Here is a 19554-nt window from a genome sequence, read left to right on the forward strand (position 1 = left end):
GGCACGGGCCCGAAGCGCACCGGCGTTCGGCCGGTCGGAGTCACCCGTGGGCCATGGTGTGAACGCGCCCGCAGCGTCGCCGAGTGCGGTCGAGCCGCAGCGTCGGTGCGAGATACGCGCAATCCAGCCTCGCCCCGTTTCATTCCCCCGGCGGCTGCGGTCAGGCGCAGCCTGTCGTACGGAATGAGCGCAGTGCCACAGGTGCTCGAAGAGCGACGCCTGCGGGAGCCGACCGCGGCGATCACAGGGATTCGCCCCCCGGGGAGGGCGGCGCGGCGTGCAGCGTGTTGAGCAGCCGTGGAGAGGCCTGGAGTGCCGTTCGCTGCATCAGGTCGACGACGCCGCGGGTGCCCGCCATCTCCGATCCTCCGCCGGCGCGACCGGGTCCGCCGTGTCTCAGGGCGGGCAGTGGGGATCCGTGGCCGGTTGTCTGCGCCATGTTCGTCGAGTCCAGCAGGTGGAGCCGTCCGTGCCAGGGGGCCACGTCCTGGAGGAAGGCGGTCGTCCAGGAGAGGTCGTCGCTGACCACCGAGGCAGCGAGGCTGCCCCGACCGCGCACCACCCGGTCCGTGGCGTGAGCCGTGTCGCGGTACGCCAGCACGGTCGCGGCCGGTCCGAACGGCTCGACCTCGTGAGGTGCCGGGGCATCAGGGTCCGCGGAGATCAGGAGCGTTCCCAGGAAGGCTCCGCGGTCCGGGTCGGCGTCGACCACCCGGACCTTGTCGGGGTCGCCGTGAACGAAGCGGCCGGACTCGGCGATCTTGCGGACGGCCCGGCGTACGTCGTCGCGTTGCGCGAGGCTGACGACCGCTCCCATCCGCACGCCGTCCGAGGAGGGGTTGCCGATGGTCACCCCGGCCAGCCCGGCGGAGATCGCGTCGAGGGCTGCGGACTCGTGTGCGCGGGGGACGAGGACACGGCGGATCGCGGTGCACTTCTGGCCCGCCTTGACCGTCATCTCGGTCACGACCTCCCGCACGAACGCCTCGAAGAGCGGTGAGCCGGGTGTGACGTCCGGGGCGAGGACGATGGCGTTGACGGAGTCGGCCTCCGCGTTGAACCGGACGGAACGGGTGACCAGGTTCGGGTGCGTGCGCAGGGCCTCGGCGGTGGCGGCCGAGCCGGTGAAGGAGAGCACGTCCTGTTCTCCCAGCAGGTCGAGCGCCGGCCGTACCGAGCCCACGACCAGCTGCAGGGCTCCAGGCGGAAGGACGTCGGCATCCGTGATGATCCGGACGAGCTGTGCGGTGAGGTACGCGGTGGGGGTGGCGGGTTTGACCGCCGTGGGCATACCGGCCAGCACCGACTGCGCCAGCTTCTCCAGCGGGGCCCAGACGGGGAAGTTGAAGGCGTTCACCTGGAGCATCAGGCCCGGTGAGGGCGTGACGAGATGGACGCCCAGGAAGTCCTCGCCCCGGGCCAGGCGTTCGGCGGGTCCCTCGACCAGGATCGGTGCATCCGGCAGTTCGGCGCGTGCTCGCGCGGAGTAGTCGCGCAGGACACGGATGCCGCCGTCGACGTCGTACCGGGCGTCCGGCAACGTGGCTCCAGCACGGGCCGACAGGGCGTAGAGCTCCTCGCGGCGGGCCCGGACGGCAGCGGCGACCGCGTCCAGGAGGTCGGCTCGTTGGTGGAAGGACAGGGCGCGCAGGGCCGGGCCGCCGACGCGGCGTGCGTGGCCGAACGCCCCCGCGAGGTCGAGGCCTTGGGAGGAGACGTGGCAGACCAGGTCCCCGGTGACCGCGTCGTGTACGCCGGCCGCCGACTCCGGCGTTGCCTTGGGAGTGACCCAGGTGTCCTGCAAGTAGCTCTGGAGCATGGGCTGACAACCGCTTTCGTCGGTGGGCCGGTTCATGGACTCGTTGAGTCAGGGCAGGTGAACGCCGTTATGCCACCGGATGGTGGCCCCAGATGTCGGCGGTGTAGGTGCGGCTGACCCAGGTGCTCTCGTCGACCTGTACGCCGCCCGCGCCGATCTCGATGCCGAAACCGGCCGGCGAGGTCATGTAGAAGGAGAACATCCCGTCGTTGGCGTGCTTGCCGAGCGTGGCCATGAGCTTGACGTCGTGCTCGCGCGTCCGGTCCAGGGCGCGGCCGACCTCCTCCGGGCTGGTCACCTCGCAGAGGATGTGGTGGGTGCCCTCGTTCTTGTACGACCGGATGAAGGCGATGCTGTGGTGGCGGGGGTTGCAGCCGAGGAAGTGGAAGGTGCCCCAGGGGTAGTCGGCGGTGTCACTGAGGCGGAAGCCCAGGACGTCGCAGTAGAAGTCGACCGCCTCCTGGACGTGCGGGGTCTTCATCACGACGTGTCCGAGCCCCTGTTCGCCGGTCACGAAGTCGACGCCGAGCGGTGAGACGAACTGGCTCGGGGCGAGGCGTCGGCCGCAGAACAGCTCGGTGCGGATGCCGAGCGGGCCTTGGAAGTGCACCATCCGGGACACCTGGCGCTCCCGGCACTCCTCGTCCGTGCCGACGGACACGTCGATGCCGGCCTCCTTGAGCCGCACCGTCATCTCGTCGATCGCGGCCGGGTCGCGGACCTCCCAGCCGATGACCGTCACGCCGCCGCTCTGCGCCTCGGCCAGCCACATGCGGAACGGATGCTGGTCCATCCGCAGGTGATATCGCACGGCCTTCTCCGAGCCCGCAGGCTCGACCGCGAGGCCTATCACTGTCCGGGCGTACTCCGCCCACGCTGTCGAGTCGGGCGTGCCGATACCCACGTAGCCAAGGCTCTGGATCGTCATGGCGAAGACGGTATTTGTTAGACCCTTGACGGTCAAGGGTCATACGAATACGTTGACGCCCATCGAGCCGAGGAGGTCTCAGTGCCCGAGAAAGCCCGTGTGCGGCCCGTCGACGAGGCCGATCTACAGGAGAAGACGCTCGCGTCACTGGCGCCGTACCGCGACCAGGACGGCCGCGTCTACACCATCTGGGCCACCCTGGCGCACCACGAGGACGCGCTGCGCCGCTTCCTCGTCTTCAGTAACCACGTGCTCGGCAAGAACACCTTGCCGCTGACGTCCCGGGAGCTGATGATCCTGCGGATCGCCGCCCGCGCACAGGCGGGGTACGAGTGGGACCAGCACGTCAGGATCGCCCGCCGGGCGGGACTGGCCGACGAGACGATCCTCGCCGCCGCGACCGGCGCGTGGGACGGGCTCGACGAGTTCGACCAGGTCCTGCTCGCCGCCACGGACTCGCTCGTCGACTGCCAGGGCGTGGACGACGAACTGTGGAGCCGTCTGGAGTCGCACCTGGGCGTCGAGCAGGTCATCGACGTGCTCTACACCGTCGGCCAGTACCTCACCATCGCCACCGTGATCAACACGCTGGGCGTCCAGGCGGAAGGCGACCTCGCGCTACCCCTCCCCCGTCTCTCCGACCAGAAGGAAGTGCCCGCATGAAGCTCGCCAACCTTGCCGGCCGCCCCGTCGTCGTACGCGAGGACCGTGCGCTCGACATCGCGAACGCGAGCAAGGGAGCGATCGAACCGCGCCTGGAGGTGCTGTCCGACCTGTCCCTCCAGGACGAGCTGCGCACCCTCGCCGAACGTGCCGTGGAGGCGGACTGGCGAGAGTTCGACCCGCGTGAGCTGGGCCGTGTCGCCAAGCCGTACAAGGCCATCGGGGTGGCGCTCAACTACCGGGCGCACGCCGAGGAGTCGAACCTCCCCGTCCCCGACGAGCCGTCCGTGTTCGCCAAGTTCGCCTCGTCCGTGGTCGGCCCCTACGACGCGATCGTGGTGGAATCGCAGTACGACAAGGTGGACTACGAGGCCGAACTCGTGGTCGTCATGGGCCGCACGGGCAAGAACATCCCCGGGCCCGACGCCTGGTCGTACGTGGCGGGTGTCACCGCGGGTCAGGACGTCAGCGACCGCAGGGAACAGTGGCGCAAGCCGATCAACCAGTTCACGCTCCCCAAGTCGTACGACACCTTCAGCCCGATCGGCCCGTACCTGGTGACGCTCGACGAGTTCGCCGACCCCGACGACATCGAGGTGGCCGGCTGGGTCGACGACCTCGAGGTGCAGCGGGGCCGCACCTCGGACCTGATCTTCAGCGTGCCCGAGCTGATCGCCTGGCTGTCGAAGCGGGTGACGTTCGAGCCCGGTGACCTGATCTTCACCGGCACCCCGGCCGGCTGCGGCGTCCGCCGCACCCCGCGGCTGTACCTCACCGAAGGCAAGGTCCTGCGGACCGAGGTCACGGGCGTCGGGACTATGGTCAATCCGGTCGTCGCCGGCTGACACCGGCGAGGCCGGACCAGGAAGGGTGGGAGATCGCGACCGACACCGTGCGCGAACCGGAGACCACAGGCGCGAGCCGGACCCGGCAGTTCTCGGAACTGCTGCGCCACCACCATCGCGAGCTGGGCACGACCGATCCACGGGACCTCGACGCGATCGAGATGGTCACCGACCTCACCCGCCTCGAAGCCCGGCTGACCAAGGACTTCGAGAAGCACGTCCACCGGCCGCTCGGCCTGACCTGGGCGGGCTTCCGCATCCTCAACGCCCTGTGGGTCTACGACGGGCTCGCCCAGCAGGACATCGGGCGGGTCTCCGGCTCCACGCGCGCCAGTATCTCCAGCGCGCTGACGACCCTGGAGAAGAGCGGCCTGGTGACCCGCCGACGCGTCGAGACCGACCGGCGCCAGCTGATCGTCGAACTCACCACGGAGGGCCGCGAAACGCTGCGGCGTGCCATCGAGGCCCAGACCGAGCGCGAGCGGGCCTGGACGGCCATCCTGCGCGACGACCAGCTGGGGGAGCTGGTGCATCTACTGCGCACGCTGGTCAACCAGGAGACCCCCGCCGCGGACTGCCCGGCAGCGGCGGACCCTGTACGACGCATACCGGATACATGGGTGCGGCGCGCGACATCCGGAAATCGTCAGGACTTTTACTGTCACATCTCTAACGTTCTGGGGTCTGGGCGTCCTACCGTCTCAGCCACCCTCCCCGTCCGGCGCTTCTGCCGTCGTTTTCCCGACGTGCTTCTCAAAGGAGAGAACCATGGTCCGCCGTGTCGTCACCGGTCTCAGCGCGAGCGGCAAGCCCGTGATCGTCAGCGACGGCGAGCCGCCGCGCACCCATCAGTGCGTCCACACCCCGGGCCACGCCAGGTCCCTGGTGTGGAACACGACGGCGCCCGCCGTCTCCTCGGCCGACCCGACGGCATCGCTGAGGTCCTTCGTGCCCGCCCCCGGCGAGACGATCGCCCTGACCGTCACCTTCCCGCCGAGCAGTGTCTACGCCGACCCGGGCTTCGACCCGGCCGCGGCGGCGGCCGAGCAGCTGGAGGCCTCCCCGGACTCGCCGAGCTCTTCGAGCCCGACCACCCCGGTATGCACACCACCCCCACCGTCGACTACGGCGTGGTCCTTTCCGGCGAGGTCGTCCTCGACCTGGACGGCGGCGAGACGGCGGTCCTCCAGCCCGGCGACCTCGTCGTGCAGAACGGCACCCGCCACGCCTGGCGCGTCACCGGCACAGAGCCCGCCACGATGTTCTTCGTCCTGATCGGCGCGGACGGCACGTCATGAACGCCGTCACCACTGCGGCCCCCGGCGCGCCGGTCGTCGACCTCGACCTCGCCGAACTGCGTCGCGACCCCTACCCCGCCTACGCCGAGCTGCACCGCACCGCACCGCACCGCTCGCCTGGGTGCCCTCCGTGGGACGGCACCTGCTCACCCGGTACGACGACATCGTCCACGCCGAGAAGCTGCCCGAGGTGTTCAGCTCCCGCGAGGAAGGCTCGCTGCTGCGCACAGTCGGCCCCAACATGCTCCGCGAGGACGACCCGGACCACCGGCGGCTGCGGGCCGCCGCCGAGCCGCCCACCCGGCCCCGTCAGGTTCGCGACCTGTGGGCCGGCACCTTCGAGCGCACCGCGCACGAGCTGCTCGACCGGATCGCCGACCGAGGCGAGGCCGACCTCATCCGCGACTTCGCCGAGCCGCTCGTCGCGGCCAACCTGGCCCTGGTCCTCCTCGGACTGCGCAACGCCTCCGCCGACGACATCGCCGCCTGGTCGCGGGCCATGATGGACGGCAACAGCAACTACGCCGACGACCCCGACATCTGGCTGCGCGCCGAGCGCGCGACCCGGGCCATCGAGGAAGCGGTGGCCGAAATGGTGGACATCACGCGCCGCGAGCCGGACGGCTCGGTGATCTCCTCCATGGTCCACGCGCCCGAGCCGATGGAGCTCGCCGAGATCCAGAACAACGTCAAGGTCGTCATCGGCGGAGGCGTCAACGAGCCGCGCGATGTCTTCGGCGTGGGTGCCTGGGCGCTGCTGCGCCGCCCCGACGTGCTGGACCGGGTGCTGGGCGACCCGGGACTGTGGAAGCGGGTATTCGAGGAGACCGCCCGCTGGATCTCGCCGATCGGCATGTACCCGCGCCAACTCACCCAGGACTACGAGATCGCCGGCGTGACCCTGTCCGCCGGGAGCCGCGTGGCCCTCGTGATCGCGTCGGGCAACCGGGACGAAGCCGTGTTCGAGCGGGCCGACGAGTTCGACGTCGCCCGTCCCCACCGACCGCACCTGGCCTTCGGTGGCGGTCCGCACTTCTGTATGGGCGCGTGGGTCGCGCGCCACGAGGTCAGCGCCCTGGCCTGGCCCCTCGTCTTCGGCCGCCTCAAGGGACTTGGCCCGACCGACAGCGCGGAGGACCGCCTGGAGGGCTGGGTGTTCCGGGGCCTGACCTCACTGAACGTCACCTGGCAAGCCGCCTGAGCCGTCCCCATCGGGAGGACTTCATGCCCATCGTCATCTTCGAGTTGCCCGACGGGACCGAACGCAAGGTCACCGCCGCGTCCGGGACCGTGCTCATGCAGGCGGCCGTGTCGAACGGCGTCGAGGGCATCGTCGCGGAGTGCGGAGGCAACGCCTCCTGCGCCACCTGCCACGTCTACGTCGACGGCCGGCATACCGAACTGGTAGGTCCGCCGAACGAGGTTGAGGACGAGATGCTGGACTTCACCGCCGCCGAACGCCGGCCTACCAGCCGGCTCAGCTGCCAGATCCAGATCTCCGACGCGCTCGACGGGCTGGTCGTCCACGTTCCGGAGGAGCAGGTATGACGAGCACGGCAGGCGTGGTCATCGTCGGCGGCGGACAGGCCGGGTTCAGCGTGGTCTCGGCCCTGCGCGGCGCCGGGTACGACGGCCCGGTCACCGTCTTCACCGACGAGCGCCACCTCCCGTACCAGCGGCCGCCGCTGTCCAAGAAGGCCCACACCGAGCGGGACGGCATACGCGTCGACCTGGTGCCGGAGTCCTTCTACCGCGAGCGGGACATCGAGCTGCGGCTCGGAGAGGGGGTGGTCGCGCTCGACCCCGCAGCCCGCTCGGTGACCACCCGCACGGGCCTGCGCCTCCCCTACGACCAACTCGTCCTGGCGACCGGCGCGCGCAACCGCCCGCTGCCCGTCCCCGGCGCCGGGCTGGACGGCGTCCACGCACTGCGCTCGCTCGACGACGCCCTCGCGATCGGCCGGGCACTGTCGACGGCCCAGGACGTGGTCGTCATCGGCGGCGGGTTCATCGGTCTTGAGCTGGCCCAGGTCGCGGTGGCGGGCGGGGCACGCGTGACCGTGGTCGAACTGCGCGACCGGCTGCTGAGCCGAGCTGTCTCGCCGCAGCTGGAGGAACACGTGCGGGAGCGGCACGAGCGCAGCGGCGTCGTGATCCTCACCGGGACGGCCGTGCAGGCAATCGAGGGCGCGGGCCGCGTGCGGCAGGTCGTCACGGACCGGGGTGTGCTGCCCGCCGACCTCGTCGTCTACGGCATCGGCGCCGCTCCCAGGGACGAGCTGGCGCGAGACGCCGGCCTGGCGGTGGAGGACGGTGTCATCGTGGACGAACAGCTGCGCTCGGTCACCGACCCGCGCGTCTTTGCCGTCGGCGACTGCGCCCGCCATCCCCACCCGCACGCGGACGGCCTGGTGCGACTGGAGTCCGTGCAGAACGCCAGCGACCAGGGGGCGCTGGTGGGCCGCAGTATCGCCGGTTCACCGAGCCCGTATGCGAGCCTGCCGTGGTTCTGGAGCGACCAGGGCGACGTCAAACTGCAGATCGCCGGCCTGCGCGTCGGCACCGACGAAGTGCGCGTGGTGCCGGGCGACTCCCCGGAACGGCTGGCCGCCTACGCCTTCCGCGACGACCGGCTGGTGGCCGTGGAGACGTTGAACTGGCCCGCCGAGCACCTGGCCGCCCGTCGGCTGCTGGAGCGGCGGACCCCGGTCTGCGGCGACGACCTGGCGGGCACGACCCTCGGCGCGCTCGTCCGCGCCAGACGCGCGGCGGAGGTGACGGCATGACGAGCGCATTCGGCGCCCACCTCGTCACCAGCGCGGCCGAGACCGGCTCCCGGACCGCGCTCGTGTTCGAGGACCGGACCTGGACCTACGCGGAACTGGACCTGGCCGTCCGGCGCACCCTGGCCCGCCTCGACAAGTTCGGGGTGCGCAAGGGCGATCGGGTCGTGATGCAGGGGGCGGCGCGGCCCGAGGCGCTGATCACGCTGTTCGCGGTGACGCGGATGGGTGCGGTGCTCGTGCCGCTCCATCCGCAGGTGGCCGAGGGCGAGCTCACCGTCGTATGCGAGGAGACCGCGCCCCGTGCGGTCGTGGGCGACGAGCGGTTCCCGGACGGCGGGAGCGTCGCGGACCTCCGTCTGGCCTGGGACGACCTGCACGTCGACGACGAGCCGTACGCGCCCGTTGTCGTGGCACCCCCGACCGGCTCCGACACCGCGGTCATCGCGTTCACGTCCGGCACCTCCGGCCTCCCCAAGGGCGTCGCGCTGACCCACGACAACCTGTACTGGAGCATGGTGGGCGGGCTGTCACAACTGCCCGTCGGCGAGAACGACACCGCCCTCGTCTCCACCCCGCTGGCCCATGTCGCCGTACTGGGCGGGCTGCCGCAGTACACCTGGGCACGGCGCGGGACAGTGATCCTGGCCCCGCGCTTCGACCCGGACCTGTTCATCGACCTGGTCCGCGACCACCAGGTCACCTGCGCCTTCGCCGTACCCGCCATGTCCGCCCTGCTCGCCCGCCACCCCCGCTTCACGAGCGGCGACCTGGACACCCTGCGGTGGATCCTGTCCGGTGGGTCACCGGCCCAGACGGCGACCGGGGAACAGTTCCGGGCGCGGGGGGTGGGCGTGGTCAACTCCTACGGCCTGACGGAGACCGCGGCCGGGGTCACATACTCCGCGCCCGACGAACCGGCAACCTCCACGGGATGCCCTGTCCCCCAGGTCGAGTTGACGGTCGTGGACGAGACCGGGTCAGCCGCCCCCATCGGCACTCCCGGCGAGATCTGGGTGCGGGGGCCGTCGGTGGCGGCCGATTACTGGACCGCCGCCGGACCGGTACCCGTGGCCGACCGCGAGGGCTGGTTCCACAGCGGGGACCGCGGGCGGTTCGACACGGAGGGCCGGCTCTCGGTCGTCGGCCGGCTCAAGGACACCATCATCACCGGCGGGGAGAACGTCGACCCCGCCGAGGTCGAGAACGCGCTCGCCGACCTCCCCGGTGTCGTCGAGGTCGCGGTGTCCGGGGCGCCGGACCCGGTCTGGGGCGAGGTCGTGACCGCCTTCCTCGTCACCGACTCCGGCACGCCGACCCTGGACGACGTCCGCGGTCATCTCGATGGCCGGCTCGCCCGGCACAAGTGGCCGCGGCGCCTGTGCGTCGTGCCCGCACTGCCCCGCGGGGCGACCGGAAAGCTGCTGCGCGCCCAGCTGACGACGCTGCTCGACGACTGACCCACACACCTCACAACGCCAACAACTCTCAGAGACCGCGCCACAGTTGGCGCCGTCTCCCTCACCCGTACCCGAGGAGACGCCATGAGTGCGACCATGCGAGCCGCGCGGATGCACGCCGTCGGCGAGCCGATGAAGATCGAGGAACTCCCGGTTCCCGAGCCCGGCCCCGGTGACGTGCGCGTGGCCGTCCACGCCGTCAACATCGTTCCGAACCTCGCCAACATCCTGAACATGTGGACCACCTGGTTCCCGCACAGCCCGCTGCCGACCCTGCCGGCGATCTTCGGACTGGACCCGGCCGGAGTCGTCGAAACCGTCGGTGAGGGCGTCCAGGCGTTCAAGCCCGGCGACCGGGTGTACGTCAACCCGGGCCGTTCCTGCGGGTCGTGCCGGTCGTGCCGGGGCGGCGACTCGATCAACTGCGCCAGCTACGCCTTCGCCGGATATTTCGGCTTCTCACCGACCGCGATCGACTTGCTCGACCGCTACCAGGGCGGCCTCGCGGAGTACATGGTGGCTCCGGCGTACAGCCTGGTGAAGCTGCCGGACTCGCTGTCCTTCAACGCCGCCGCCCGCTTCGGCTACCTCGGCACCATGTACTCCGCCCTCCGCAAAGCCGGCGCCGGCCCGGGCAAGACGATCCTCATCAACGGCATCAGCGGCACCCTGGGCATCGGCGCCGCGCTCCTCGCCCCCGCCCTGGGCCTGACCCACGTCTACGGCACCGGCCGCGACAAGGGCCTGCTCGACCAGGTCGGCAAGCTCGCGAACGGCCGGTTGCGGCTGCACTCCCTGGACGACGGCCCGCTCGACGAGTGGATCCGTGAGGAGACCGACGGATACGGCGCCGACATCTACGTCGACGCCCTCGGCCCGGGCGCCCCGCACGAGACCTTCCGGGCCGGCATGCGGGCGATGGCGCGCGGCGGCATCGCGGTCAACATCGGCGCCGTCGCCGGCGATCTGCCGATCGACATCCACCGGATGATGGACCAGCAGCAGCGGCTGATGGGCTCGGCGTGGTTCACCTCCGGCGAGGGGCAGGTCATGGCCGACATGGCGGGTGCGGGCCTACTCGACCTCGGCCCACTGGAACACCAGGTGTTTCCGCTCGACCAGGTCAACGAAGCCATCAGCGGCATCGCCCAACGCAACGGCGGCTTCAGCAACTTCATCATCAACCCGTCGGCCACCTCGTAGAGGGCGGGCCCCCTCATAGCCGGGGGCCGTCGGCCCTACTCCCCTGGCCGGCGGCCTCCTCTCCTCCCCTCTCCCTCCCTTCCCCTGCTCCGCTCCCGATCTCTGGAGTCCCGATACACGCACCGAACGCCGGACGCCCGGCCGACCCCCTCGACCTCTTGGAACTCGACAACCTGCTGACCCCGGACGAACGTTCCGTCCGCGACACCGTCCGCACCTTCTGCGACCGGCGCGTCGAACCCCACATCGCCGAGTGGTTCGAGCAGGGAGCGATCGAGGACATCCGCGGACTCGCCAAGGAACTCGGCGAACTCGGCCTGCTCGGTATGCACTTGGAGGGCTACGGCTGCGCCGGGATGAGCGCCGTCGACTACGGGCTGGCCTGTCTCGAACTCGAGGCGACCGACTCCGGCCTGCGCTCCCTGGTCTCGGTCCAGGGCTCCCTGGCCATGTACGCGATCTGGGCGTTCGGGTCCGAGGAGCAGAAGGAGGAGTGGCTGCCCCGTCTCGCGGCGGGCACCGCCATCGGCTGCTTCGGGCTCACCGAACCCGACTCCGGCTCCGACCCGGGCAGTATGCGCACCGCTGCCCGCCGCGACGGTGCCGACTGGATACTCGACGGACGCAAGATGTGGATCACCAACGGGTCGGTCGCCGATGTCGCGGTGGTCTGGGCCCGCACCGGCGACGGCGTCCGCGGTTTCGTCGTGCCCACCGACACCCCTGGATTCTCGGCCCCCGCGATCAAGCACAAGATGTCGCTGAGGGCCTCCGTGACGAGCGAGCTCGTCCTGGACTCCGTACGCCTGCCGGCAACCGCCGTCCTGCCGGAGGTACTGGGCCTCAAGGGACCGCTGTCCTGCCTCAACGAGGCCAGGTACGGCATCGCCTGGGGCGCGATGGGCGCCGCACGCTCGGCCTTCCGGACGGCGCTGGCCTACGCGGGCGAGCGGGTCCAGTTCGGCCGGCCCATCAGCGGATTCCAGCTCACCCAGGCCAAGTTGACCGACATGGCCCTCGAACTGGCCAAGGGCACGCTGCTGGCCTTCCACCTCGGCCGGACCAAGGACGACCGGGGCCTGCGCCCCGAGCAGGTCAGCTTCGGCAAGCTCAACAACACCCGCAGCGCGCTGGAGATCTGCCGGACCGCCCGCACCATCCTGGGCGCGAACGGCATCTCGTTGGAGTACCCGGTGATCCGGCACGCCAACAACCTCGAATCGATCCTCACCTACGAGGGCACCGTCGAGATGCACACCCTCATGATCGGCCAGGCCCTGACGGGGCAGGCGGCCTTCCGGTGAGCGGTGCGCCCCTGCCCGGGACGGACATCCGCAAGGTGGGTGTCATCGGGTGCGGTCTAGAGGCAATGCCATCGTTTGCCGACAGGTGGGCGGTCGCGGCGCCAACCCGGCGTCATGCGACGGTCAGAGGCTGGCTCTGCCGTGGCTGAAGTAGCCGCGGAAGGAGATGTCGGACTTGGGGATCTGGCGTTCGCCGACGAGATGCCGACGGACGCCGGTGGCCAGCGAGGACTGGCCCGCGGTCCAGGCGTAGGAGCGGCCGTCGGGAAGCTGAGCCTGCTTCACTGCCTGCAGGGCGAGGACGCCGGGTTTCGCACAGGGGGCGCGGCGGGGCAGCCAGTGGATCGTGGTGCCCGGGGGCACGGTGACATCGTGCCGGATGTTCTCGCGGGCCGGGACTTCCAGGAAGACCTCGGCGGGCAGTGCGACAGAGCTTTCCAGGATGGCGAGGACCGCCGGCAGAGCGCTCTCGTCGCCGACGAGGAGGTGAAGCTGTAGCGGCCGAGCACGTTGAGGTTCGCGTGCTTGAGCGGGGAGAGGCGGGTGACGTCCTCGTCCAGGACGTCGTGCTCGCGCTCCTCGGCCGGCAGCGTCCGCAACTCCTCGACGGCGGCGTCCAGCTACGACCTTTTCGGATTGGCTTCGGGGGGTCTGAAGCGAGGGTCAGTGCGGTTTCGGTGAGGCAGCCGTCGATGAGCTCGGGATGGCGCTGGATGTGGGCGAGTCCTCGGCGGAGGGTGCGGGTGAGGTGGTCGGGGTCGGTGAACGCGGTGTTGGCCATCGGCCCGCGCCGTAACCACGACCAGATGCCTTCCACGGGATTCAAGTCCGGGCTGCAGGAGGGAAGTTGGATGATGGTGAGCCATTCGTGGTCGGCCGCGTACTTCCTCATTCCGGCGGCACGATGGGTGTTCAGATTGTCCCAGACGACAACGATCGGGGCGCCGAGTTGCAGGTGCGCGCGGACCAGGATCGCCGGCGTGGAAGGTCTCTACTCGCACGTTACGCTGACCATGGAGCAGGAGATTGCCGATTCGCTGCAAACCCGGTGGCTGCGCTTCGTGGCGAGCGAGGAGAACGCTGGACGGTGCCCCCTCTCTCCCATTCAATCTTGAAGAGTGGCGGAAACAGCAGGTCAAAGCACTCACGACCTCGACCTATGAACCCGTTCATGAAATTCATTTCCACGAAGAGCTTCATGCCGTTCGTCTGGTACCGCATCGCCCTCGGTGTGGTGGTGATTGTGCTGGTCAGCATGGGTGCGCTGAGCCCACACGCGGGCGAATCCGGCGGCTGAAACAGGGCCGCGCAGGTAGCGGTATCTAGCATTTCCTAGCGCCTGATTGCAGCACCACGTCATGATCATCTCCCACTTGTCTCCCACTCATCTCCCACCCGGGAGGCGGGATACGTCCCACTAGGACGTGTGCGTCCGCAAAGCAGGGGATGACGCGGAAGGGCCCGCACGTCCCTGCGGGCCCTTCCGCGCAGAGGGTAGAGCGGGTCAGCTGAGGTTCATGTCCGGCCAAGGCCGCGCCCCTCGCCACGCGGAAACGCAGCCGCTCATCCACCGTGTCCCAGGCATCGCCGGTGAGGTCGTCCAGCGCGGCAGCGGCCGTGAGGATGAGCCAGCCGAGGCGTGCTTCCATGTCCTCCCACGTGTGCGTCACCCCGACTGCCTCACCGTGCGGACCCGTGCCGTACACCGCTATAGCGACTTCCCCCATGTCCCCATTGATCGCGAGGACCTGGAGGAGCCGGATGCCCCCAGCCGCCGGTGATCCCATCCGGCGCGCGGCCCTGGAGCTGGTGCTCCACCACCGCCGCGCCGTCCCCGCTCACGGCGTCCAGGGCAACCACGGCCGTCACGATGACGTCCGCGAACTCCTTCTGCACACCCCACGCGTGAGGCGCCCTTCCGCGGGTTGGCGCCGAGCACGCCGTGAAGGGCCTCCGCGGCCTCGCCCAGCTCCTGACTGATCTTGAGCACGCGCACCGGCTCCGCCGCACGCCGCCCATCCTCGAAAGGCCCCTCCACCAGACCGGCTCACGGACGCTCCTCGCCCGCCGTTCGGCCTATGAGATCTGCACTGTCCCGCGCTACCGCGCACGACGCCGTGGGCCGAGCCACACCAGTGAAGCAGATGTCCGCCTGCTTCTCATGGGCTTGTGGCTGTAGACCACGCGCCCGAAGGCCTCTCGCATCTGCGCCAGAAGGTACGGGTCGCGGTCGGGCACCGCGTCGCTCTCGGGTGTCAATTCGTTCCTACTCGGTCGAGAACTCCTGGACATGCGCCTGAAAGTCAGGTGCACGTCTTCTGAGTATGGCGGCGACCACTGACACTCCGACCGACTCGAGCTACCTCCCGTTCAGGCCGCGCTCGATCCGGCCCGCCCTTCGGTCCTTTCCTGCCTCGCACGAGTAGCGGAGAGCGGTGGACACGATGCCGCAAGGCCGCTCGCCCTCTGTCTCCGCGGCGGCCCCGCGAATCTACTGGCTCCAGGCCCGGGCGAGAGCGAGGCTCAGAGCAACTGGTGCTGATCCGTGCGGACTAGGGCCGGACCTGCTTGTCGGTGAGTTGCCTGCCTCACGCGAACCCTTGACGCTGAACCGTTTCATTGCTTCTCTCGAAAGGCTGCTTCTGGGAGCGCTCCCACCTCACGCCGAAAGGGACCCCTGTGCAGACCACCCCCCACGTCACCCCCCATATCACCTCCTTACGCCACCTCGCCCGTACCCTTGCTGCGCTCGTCACGGCCGTTCTCGTCGCCTGCCTGCTGTCCTGGACGGGGAGCTCCCCCGCCCAGGCCGCGCCGGGTGACGGCTCGGTCTCCGACCCCAACATCGTCTACGTCGGGCGCTGGGACACCAGCGCCGGCACCGCGGCGGTGCCCTCCTGGACCGGTGCCTACCTGCAGACGGCCTTCACCGGCACCACGGTGAAGGTCAAGGCGAGAGACGCGGTCAACCTGTACGCCAGCATCGACGGCGGCCCCGACGTCTTCCACCCCAGCGTCCGCGGCACGGTGAACCTCACGCCCCGGCCGTTGTCCGCCGGCACCCACACCCTGCGCATTTCGTACCGCTCCGGCGACACCGTCTTCCAGGGCCTGGTGCTGGACCCCGGTGCGCGCACGGTCGCGCCGAACGCCCCGTCCCGGCTCGTCGAGTTCGTCGGCGACTCCATCACCGCCGGCGCGCTCACGGACCGGCTCGCACTGGACTCGTACGCGTGGAAGACCGGCGAGCAACTAGGGGCGCTCCACACCCAGATCGCCCGTTCCGGCTACTGCCTCGTCGCACAGTCCGGCTGCACGGGTCTGAGCACGCAGTTCTTCAGGACGGCGAGCACCGGCGGCCAGAACTGGGACTTCTCCCGCCTCCGGGCGGATGCCGTCGTCATCAACCTGGGCACCAACGACATCGGCCACGGCGTGACCGGCGCCGCCTTCCAGTCGGCGTACACCAAGTTCCTCGCCGACCTGCGCGCCACCTACCCGAACGCCCAGCTCTTCGCCGTGCAGACGCTCAAGAAGCGCTACGTCAACGAGACCAGGGCGGCCGTCACCGCCCGCACCAACGCCGGTGACAGCAGGGTTCACTACGTCGACACCACGGGCTGGCTGACCGACGGCACCGACTACGAGGACGGCAACGGGCATCCCAACGAGGCCGGCCACACCAAGTTCGCAAACCGCCTCGCCCCCGTCATCGCCGCCCGACTCGGCAGCCCCACATCCACCCTGGCGGCCGCTCCCGGCCAACCCGGCGACCCCAACATCAAGTTCGTGGGCCGCTGGGACACCAGGACCTCCACCGCCTACACCCCGTACTGGGCGGGCGCCTACTACAGGGTCGGCTTCACCGGCCGGACCGTCCAGCTCAAGCAGCGCGGGACGATCGACTTCTGGGCGAGGATCGACAACGGCCCGGTGAAGTTCTACGACGACGTCAAGGGAACGGTGAACCTGACCCCCTCCCCGCTGTCCGCCGGCAACCACACCCTCCAGGTCAACTACCAGGTGGTCGCCGGTTCCTACCGGGGTGACGCCGTCTTTCAGGGGCTGGTCCTCGACAGTGGCGCCACCACGTTCGCACCGCCGGCGCCCGGCAAGCTGATCGAGTTCGTCGGCGACTCGATCACGGTGGGGACGACGTCGTCGCAGAACGCCCGCACCGCGTACGGCTGGCTGATCGGGGAACGGCTCGGCACCGAGCACACCCAGATCGCCCAAGGCGGCGCCTGTCTGGTCGCCGCGGCGGACGGATGCGTCGGTCTGGAGCGGCAGTTCACAAAGCTCAACCCGAACGCGGCCACGCCCGACTGGGACTTCTCCCGTTCTCAGGCGAACGCGGTCGTCATCAATCTCGGCACCAACGACGTGGGCCACGCGGTCAGTTCCGCGCAGTTCCAGGCGGCGTACACCAGCTTGCTGCGGAAGGTCCGCGCCGCGTACCCACAGGCGTGGATCTTCGCGTTGGAGACCTTCCGCGGCCGGTACGTCCCGCAGACCCAGGCGGCGGTCAAGGCGGCCGTCGACGGTGGCGACTCCCGGGTCTCCTTCGTCGACACCACCGGCTGGCTGGGTTCGGGCGACCTGACGGACTCGGTCCACCCCAACGACCAGGGGCACCGCGTCATCGCGGACCGGCTGGCACCGGTCATCGCGGCGCGGATCGGTATGTGAAAGAGAGCCGGGGCCGCCGGACCGCGACGCGCAGGCGGGCGCCTCCGCTGCCCTGCGCGGGCGCGGGGCCACGGCCCCGGCCCCGGCTCGACGGCGAGATCGCCGCCCTTCCCTCCCTGCCTCTTGACCGCGTCGAGCACAAGGCTCGATTCGTCGTCCAACCACATCGCGGGTGGATGCCGATCGTCCTGCTCGGCGGGTCACCTCGCTTGCCGGGAATGCGCGGGATCGCCTCGAACGGGAGGCACCAGCGAGCCTCCTGCCAGGTGCGCTCGGGCAATGGCACCTTGCGCCCGTACTCGGTGCCGACCAGGTCGGGGGCAGGCTCGCGAGCCGCTGTGGATCTCCTACTCGTGCCGGTAGCGAGCGGTTGTCCGACCTCAAAATCATCCGCCGACGGGCCACCTCGGTGTCCGGTGAGTACGAGCGGCGCCATCAGCAGCCCAGCCGCCCACCGCGCCGACAGCCGCAGCCCTTTGAAGAGTCGAGTCTTCAGGCGGGAACCCCCGCCCGGCGGGAAATGCTCAGGCAACCGTGACCTTGATCGTGTGCCGGCCGGTCGCCCCGTCGGGCAGCGGCTCGTGCACCTGTCCTGTCTGCACCTGGCCGGTGTTGTCGGTGGCGCGTACTTGCAGCCGATGCTCGCCGGGCGTCGCCTGCCACGGCCAGCTCCACTGCCGCCAGGTGTCCACCGACGGCACCGCCGCGAGCTGTGCCTGCTGCCACGGGCCGTCATCCACGCGGACCTCCAACGCGGACACCCCGCGATGTTGCGCCCACGCCACCCCGGCCACCACCACCAGACCCTGTTTCAGACGCTTGCCCGCAGCCGGTGTGTCGATCCGCGACTGTGTCTTCACCGGAGCCAGCGCCGCGTAATCCCGCCGTACCCAATAGGCGCTGAAGTCCGCGAAGCGACTCAGCTCCAGTTCCGTCAGCCACTTCGTCGCCGATACGTATCCGTACAGTCCGGGCACCACCATCCGGACCGGAAACCCGTGCTCCACCGGCAGGGGCTCCCCGTTCATCCCGACCGCCAACAACGCGTCCCGCCCGTCACGCAACGCCGCCGTAGGCGTACCGGCCGTGTAGCCGTCCACGGAACGGCTCACCACCTGATCCGCCCGGTCATCCGGCTCGACTTCATCCAGCAGATCCTTGATCGGTACCCCCAACCACCGCGCGTTGCCGACCAACTCGCCACCGACCTCGTTGGACACACACGCCAGCGTGATGTAGCGCTCCACCATCGGCCGTGCCAGCAATTGCTCGTACGTCAGCGTCAGCGGCCGTTTCACCCGGCCATGAATCCTCAACCGCCAGTCCTTCGGCTCCATCTGTGGCACCGTCAAAGCGGTGTCGATCCGGTAGAAGTCCGCGGTCCTGGTCACGAACGGCTCCACTCCGGGCACGCCGACGGAGACCTTGGCGGGCAAGGGCGGTGCCGGGCTCGACGGCGGCGGAAGAACCACTGCGGCTCGAGCCGCGGCCACACGCTGCGCCCAGAGCCGGCGTCCGCCCGGTACGGCCACCGCGGCCGCGCCGATCGCCCCGACCGCCAGCGCGAGAAACCGACGTCGGCCCGGCGGCCGTCCCGCGCCGTCCAGCACCGAGATGCCGGCCTTCGACGATGGTGAACTGGCTCCCTGCACGGGGGTGTGGGTTCCCTGTGCCGCCACGTCCGTGTCCGGGCCGGTGTCGTCCCCCAGGTCCTGCGCCGATACCGCAGCACGGCGCGGCAGGGCGCGGCGCAGCAGCACCAGAAGGCCGGCAGCGGCCAGTGCACCGGCCACTGTCGGCAGCGGGTACGCCCACGTGGCGCTGGGCCGGGTGGCTGACGCGAGTACGCCGATCGTCCCGAACACAGCGACGCCGGCCAGCCCGTACCAGAGCCGGCGCATGGCCAGTACACCGATGAACGCGGCGAACACCGCCAACACCAGCACGATTCCCGCCTGCAGCGCCAGCTTGTCGTACGTGTAAAACACCGCGACGGCGAACTCCTTGACCGGAGTCGGCGCGGCGTCCACAGCGACGCCACCCACCGCTACGAGGGGCGCTGAGGGCCCGCCCGTCGCGGCTGCCACCAGCTCACCGAGGCCCAGGGCGAGTGCGGTGGCCGCGACGCCGGCCAGCTCGCCGTACCACTGCTTGGGCGGTCTTCCCGGTGCCGGCCGACCTGTCTTCTGAGTCTCCATGTCGATACCGCCCATCTGATCGGCGCTTACCGGCTCACCCGGCGCAGCCGGGCGAAGCCGACACCCAGCACGACGAGACCGGCGATCGCCACGATCGGGCCGACGACCGCCCACAGCGTCACGCCGCTCATCGCCGAGCCCTTCATGACGTCGAGTCCCTGCAAGGTCCAGCCCACGCCGACAAAGGCCAGCAGTGCGCCGAGGCCGAGGACGAACCAGTTCTTCTTCATGGGGTACCTCCAGGTGGGGAGCCGGGTTCTCGACATCGAGCGTGACGGCTCTGAGGCGCGGCGGCGACAACGATTGGTTGGACCCCGTTGTCAACCGATCGACGTACGTACGGCTCCACCGGTGCATGGACGTT

Annotated in this window: 15 protein-coding genes and 2 pseudogenes; 11 read left to right on the forward strand and 6 right to left on the reverse strand. The window is 70.0% G+C overall.

Translation table 11 applies throughout. From position 1 onward, the window contains the following. Window positions 1-241: 241 nt before the first annotated feature. On the reverse strand, window positions 242-1855 hold the full coding sequence (gene paaZ / locus OG289_RS09470) for a phenylacetic acid degradation bifunctional protein PaaZ (protein WP_327313578.1): 1614 nt from the start codon (window positions 1853-1855) through the stop codon (window positions 242-244). A gap of 31 nt (window positions 1856-1886) precedes the next feature. Beyond that, window positions 1887-2747 (reverse strand): VOC family protein, encoded by an 861-nt coding sequence (locus OG289_RS09475; RefSeq protein ID WP_327313579.1) that lies wholly within the window; start codon window positions 2745-2747, stop codon window positions 1887-1889. Window positions 2748-2828: 81 nt separating this feature from the next. On the opposite strand from OG289_RS09475, the gene OG289_RS09480 reads away from it, so the two are divergent. The 9 genes from OG289_RS09480 (at window position 2829) to OG289_RS09520 (ending at window position 12303) form a co-directional block, all read left to right on the forward strand. Beyond that, window positions 2829-3410: a carboxymuconolactone decarboxylase family protein gene (locus OG289_RS09480; RefSeq protein ID WP_327313580.1), complete on the forward strand. Its 582-nt coding sequence runs from the start codon at window positions 2829-2831 to the stop codon at window positions 3408-3410. Continuing rightward, the gene (locus OG289_RS09485; protein ID WP_327313581.1) at window positions 3407-4255 is read left to right on the forward strand and encodes a fumarylacetoacetate hydrolase family protein; all 849 of its coding nucleotides are present in this window, start codon (window positions 3407-3409) and stop codon (window positions 4253-4255) included. Before OG289_RS09480 ends, OG289_RS09485 begins: the two co-directional genes overlap by 4 nt. Window positions 4256-4302: 47 nt before the next feature. Continuing rightward, window positions 4303-5553, forward strand: a complete 1251-nt coding sequence (locus tag OG289_RS09490; protein ID WP_327313582.1) for a MarR family transcriptional regulator — start codon at window positions 4303-4305, stop codon at window positions 5551-5553. Window positions 5554-5683: 130 nt separating this feature from the next. Beyond that, window positions 5684-6754 (forward strand): cytochrome P450, encoded by a 1071-nt coding sequence (locus OG289_RS09495; protein ID WP_327313583.1) that lies wholly within the window; start codon window positions 5684-5686, stop codon window positions 6752-6754. Window positions 6755-6777: 23 nt separating this feature from the next. Beyond that, window positions 6778-7101, forward strand: coding sequence for a 2Fe-2S iron-sulfur cluster-binding protein (locus tag OG289_RS09500; RefSeq protein ID WP_327313584.1), 324 nt, complete (start codon window positions 6778-6780; stop codon window positions 7099-7101). After that, a complete protein-coding gene (locus OG289_RS09505; RefSeq protein ID WP_327313585.1) occupies window positions 7098-8339 on the forward strand; it encodes an NAD(P)/FAD-dependent oxidoreductase in 1242 nt (413 codons plus the stop codon). The genes OG289_RS09500 and OG289_RS09505 overlap by 4 nt, the downstream gene beginning before the upstream one ends. Continuing rightward, window positions 8336-9796: a class I adenylate-forming enzyme family protein gene (locus tag OG289_RS09510; protein ID WP_327313586.1), complete on the forward strand. Its 1461-nt coding sequence runs from the start codon at window positions 8336-8338 to the stop codon at window positions 9794-9796. The genes OG289_RS09505 and OG289_RS09510 overlap by 4 nt, the downstream gene beginning before the upstream one ends. A gap of 84 nt (window positions 9797-9880) precedes the next feature. Continuing rightward, window positions 9881-10999 (forward strand): alcohol dehydrogenase catalytic domain-containing protein, encoded by a 1119-nt coding sequence (locus OG289_RS09515; RefSeq protein ID WP_327313587.1) that lies wholly within the window; start codon window positions 9881-9883, stop codon window positions 10997-10999. 113 nt (window positions 11000-11112) lie between these two features. Then, window positions 11113-12303 (forward strand): acyl-CoA dehydrogenase family protein, encoded by a 1191-nt coding sequence (locus OG289_RS09520; RefSeq protein WP_327320624.1) that lies wholly within the window; start codon window positions 11113-11115, stop codon window positions 12301-12303. A 123-nt stretch (window positions 12304-12426) separates the two neighbouring features. Here OG289_RS09520 and OG289_RS09525 read toward each other — a convergent pair whose 3' ends face one another. Together OG289_RS09525 and OG289_RS09530 are read right to left on the reverse strand one after the other, a co-directional pair. Further along, window positions 12427-12765 carry a siderophore-interacting protein gene (locus tag OG289_RS09525; RefSeq protein WP_327320625.1) on the reverse strand — a complete coding sequence of 113 codons (339 nt, stop codon included), beginning with the start codon at window positions 12763-12765 and terminating at the stop codon, window positions 12427-12429. 196 nt (window positions 12766-12961) lie between these two features. Then, window positions 12962-13276 (reverse strand): annotated as a pseudogene (locus OG289_RS09530) (transposase); the annotation flags it as partial. Window positions 13277-13471: 195 nt separating this feature from the next. Here OG289_RS09530 and OG289_RS09535 point away from each other — a divergent pair. Continuing rightward, window positions 13472-13600 (forward strand): annotated as a pseudogene (locus OG289_RS09535) (undecaprenyl-diphosphatase); the annotation flags it as partial. 1382 nt (window positions 13601-14982) lie between these two features. Continuing rightward, the gene (locus OG289_RS09540) at window positions 14983-16992 is read left to right on the forward strand and encodes a GDSL-type esterase/lipase family protein (RefSeq protein WP_327313588.1); all 2010 of its coding nucleotides are present in this window, start codon (window positions 14983-14985) and stop codon (window positions 16990-16992) included. A 524-nt stretch (window positions 16993-17516) separates the two neighbouring features. Here OG289_RS09540 and OG289_RS09545 read toward each other — a convergent pair. Both OG289_RS09545 and OG289_RS09550 read right to left on the reverse strand, forming a co-directional pair. Further along, window positions 17517-19022 (reverse strand): molybdopterin-dependent oxidoreductase, encoded by a 1506-nt coding sequence (locus tag OG289_RS09545; RefSeq protein ID WP_327313589.1) that lies wholly within the window; start codon window positions 19020-19022, stop codon window positions 17517-17519. A 194-nt stretch (window positions 19023-19216) separates the two neighbouring features. Continuing rightward, on the reverse strand, window positions 19217-19420 hold the full coding sequence (locus OG289_RS09550) for a hypothetical protein (RefSeq protein ID WP_327313590.1): 204 nt from the start codon (window positions 19418-19420) through the stop codon (window positions 19217-19219). Window positions 19421-19554: the final 134 nt, after the last annotated feature.

The sequence above is a fragment of the Streptomyces sp. NBC_01235 genome (assembly GCF_035989285.1).
Taxonomy (GTDB): domain Bacteria; phylum Actinomycetota; class Actinomycetes; order Streptomycetales; family Streptomycetaceae; genus Streptomyces.

What these genes read in the sequence shown, in the direction of transcription:
- paaZ (WP_327313578.1), bottom strand. Translation starts at nt 1,855, where the DNA reads ATGAACCGGCCCACCGACGAAAGCGGTTGTCAGCCCATGCTCCAGAGC.
- OG289_RS09475 (WP_327313579.1), bottom strand. Translation starts at nt 2,747, where the DNA reads ATGACGATCCAGAGCCTTGGCTACGTGGGTATCGGCACGCCCGACTCG.
- OG289_RS09485 (WP_327313581.1), top strand. Translation starts at nt 3,407, where the DNA reads ATGAAGCTCGCCAACCTTGCCGGCCGCCCCGTCGTCGTACGCGAGGAC.
- OG289_RS09500 (WP_327313584.1), top strand. Translation starts at nt 6,778, where the DNA reads ATGCCCATCGTCATCTTCGAGTTGCCCGACGGGACCGAACGCAAGGTC.
- OG289_RS09505 (WP_327313585.1), top strand. Translation starts at nt 7,098, where the DNA reads ATGACGAGCACGGCAGGCGTGGTCATCGTCGGCGGCGGACAGGCCGGG.
- OG289_RS09510 (WP_327313586.1), top strand. Translation starts at nt 8,336, where the DNA reads ATGACGAGCGCATTCGGCGCCCACCTCGTCACCAGCGCGGCCGAGACC.
- OG289_RS09515 (WP_327313587.1), top strand. Translation starts at nt 9,881, where the DNA reads ATGAGTGCGACCATGCGAGCCGCGCGGATGCACGCCGTCGGCGAGCCG.
- OG289_RS09550 (WP_327313590.1), bottom strand. Translation starts at nt 19,420, where the DNA reads ATGAAGAAGAACTGGTTCGTCCTCGGCCTCGGCGCACTGCTGGCCTTT.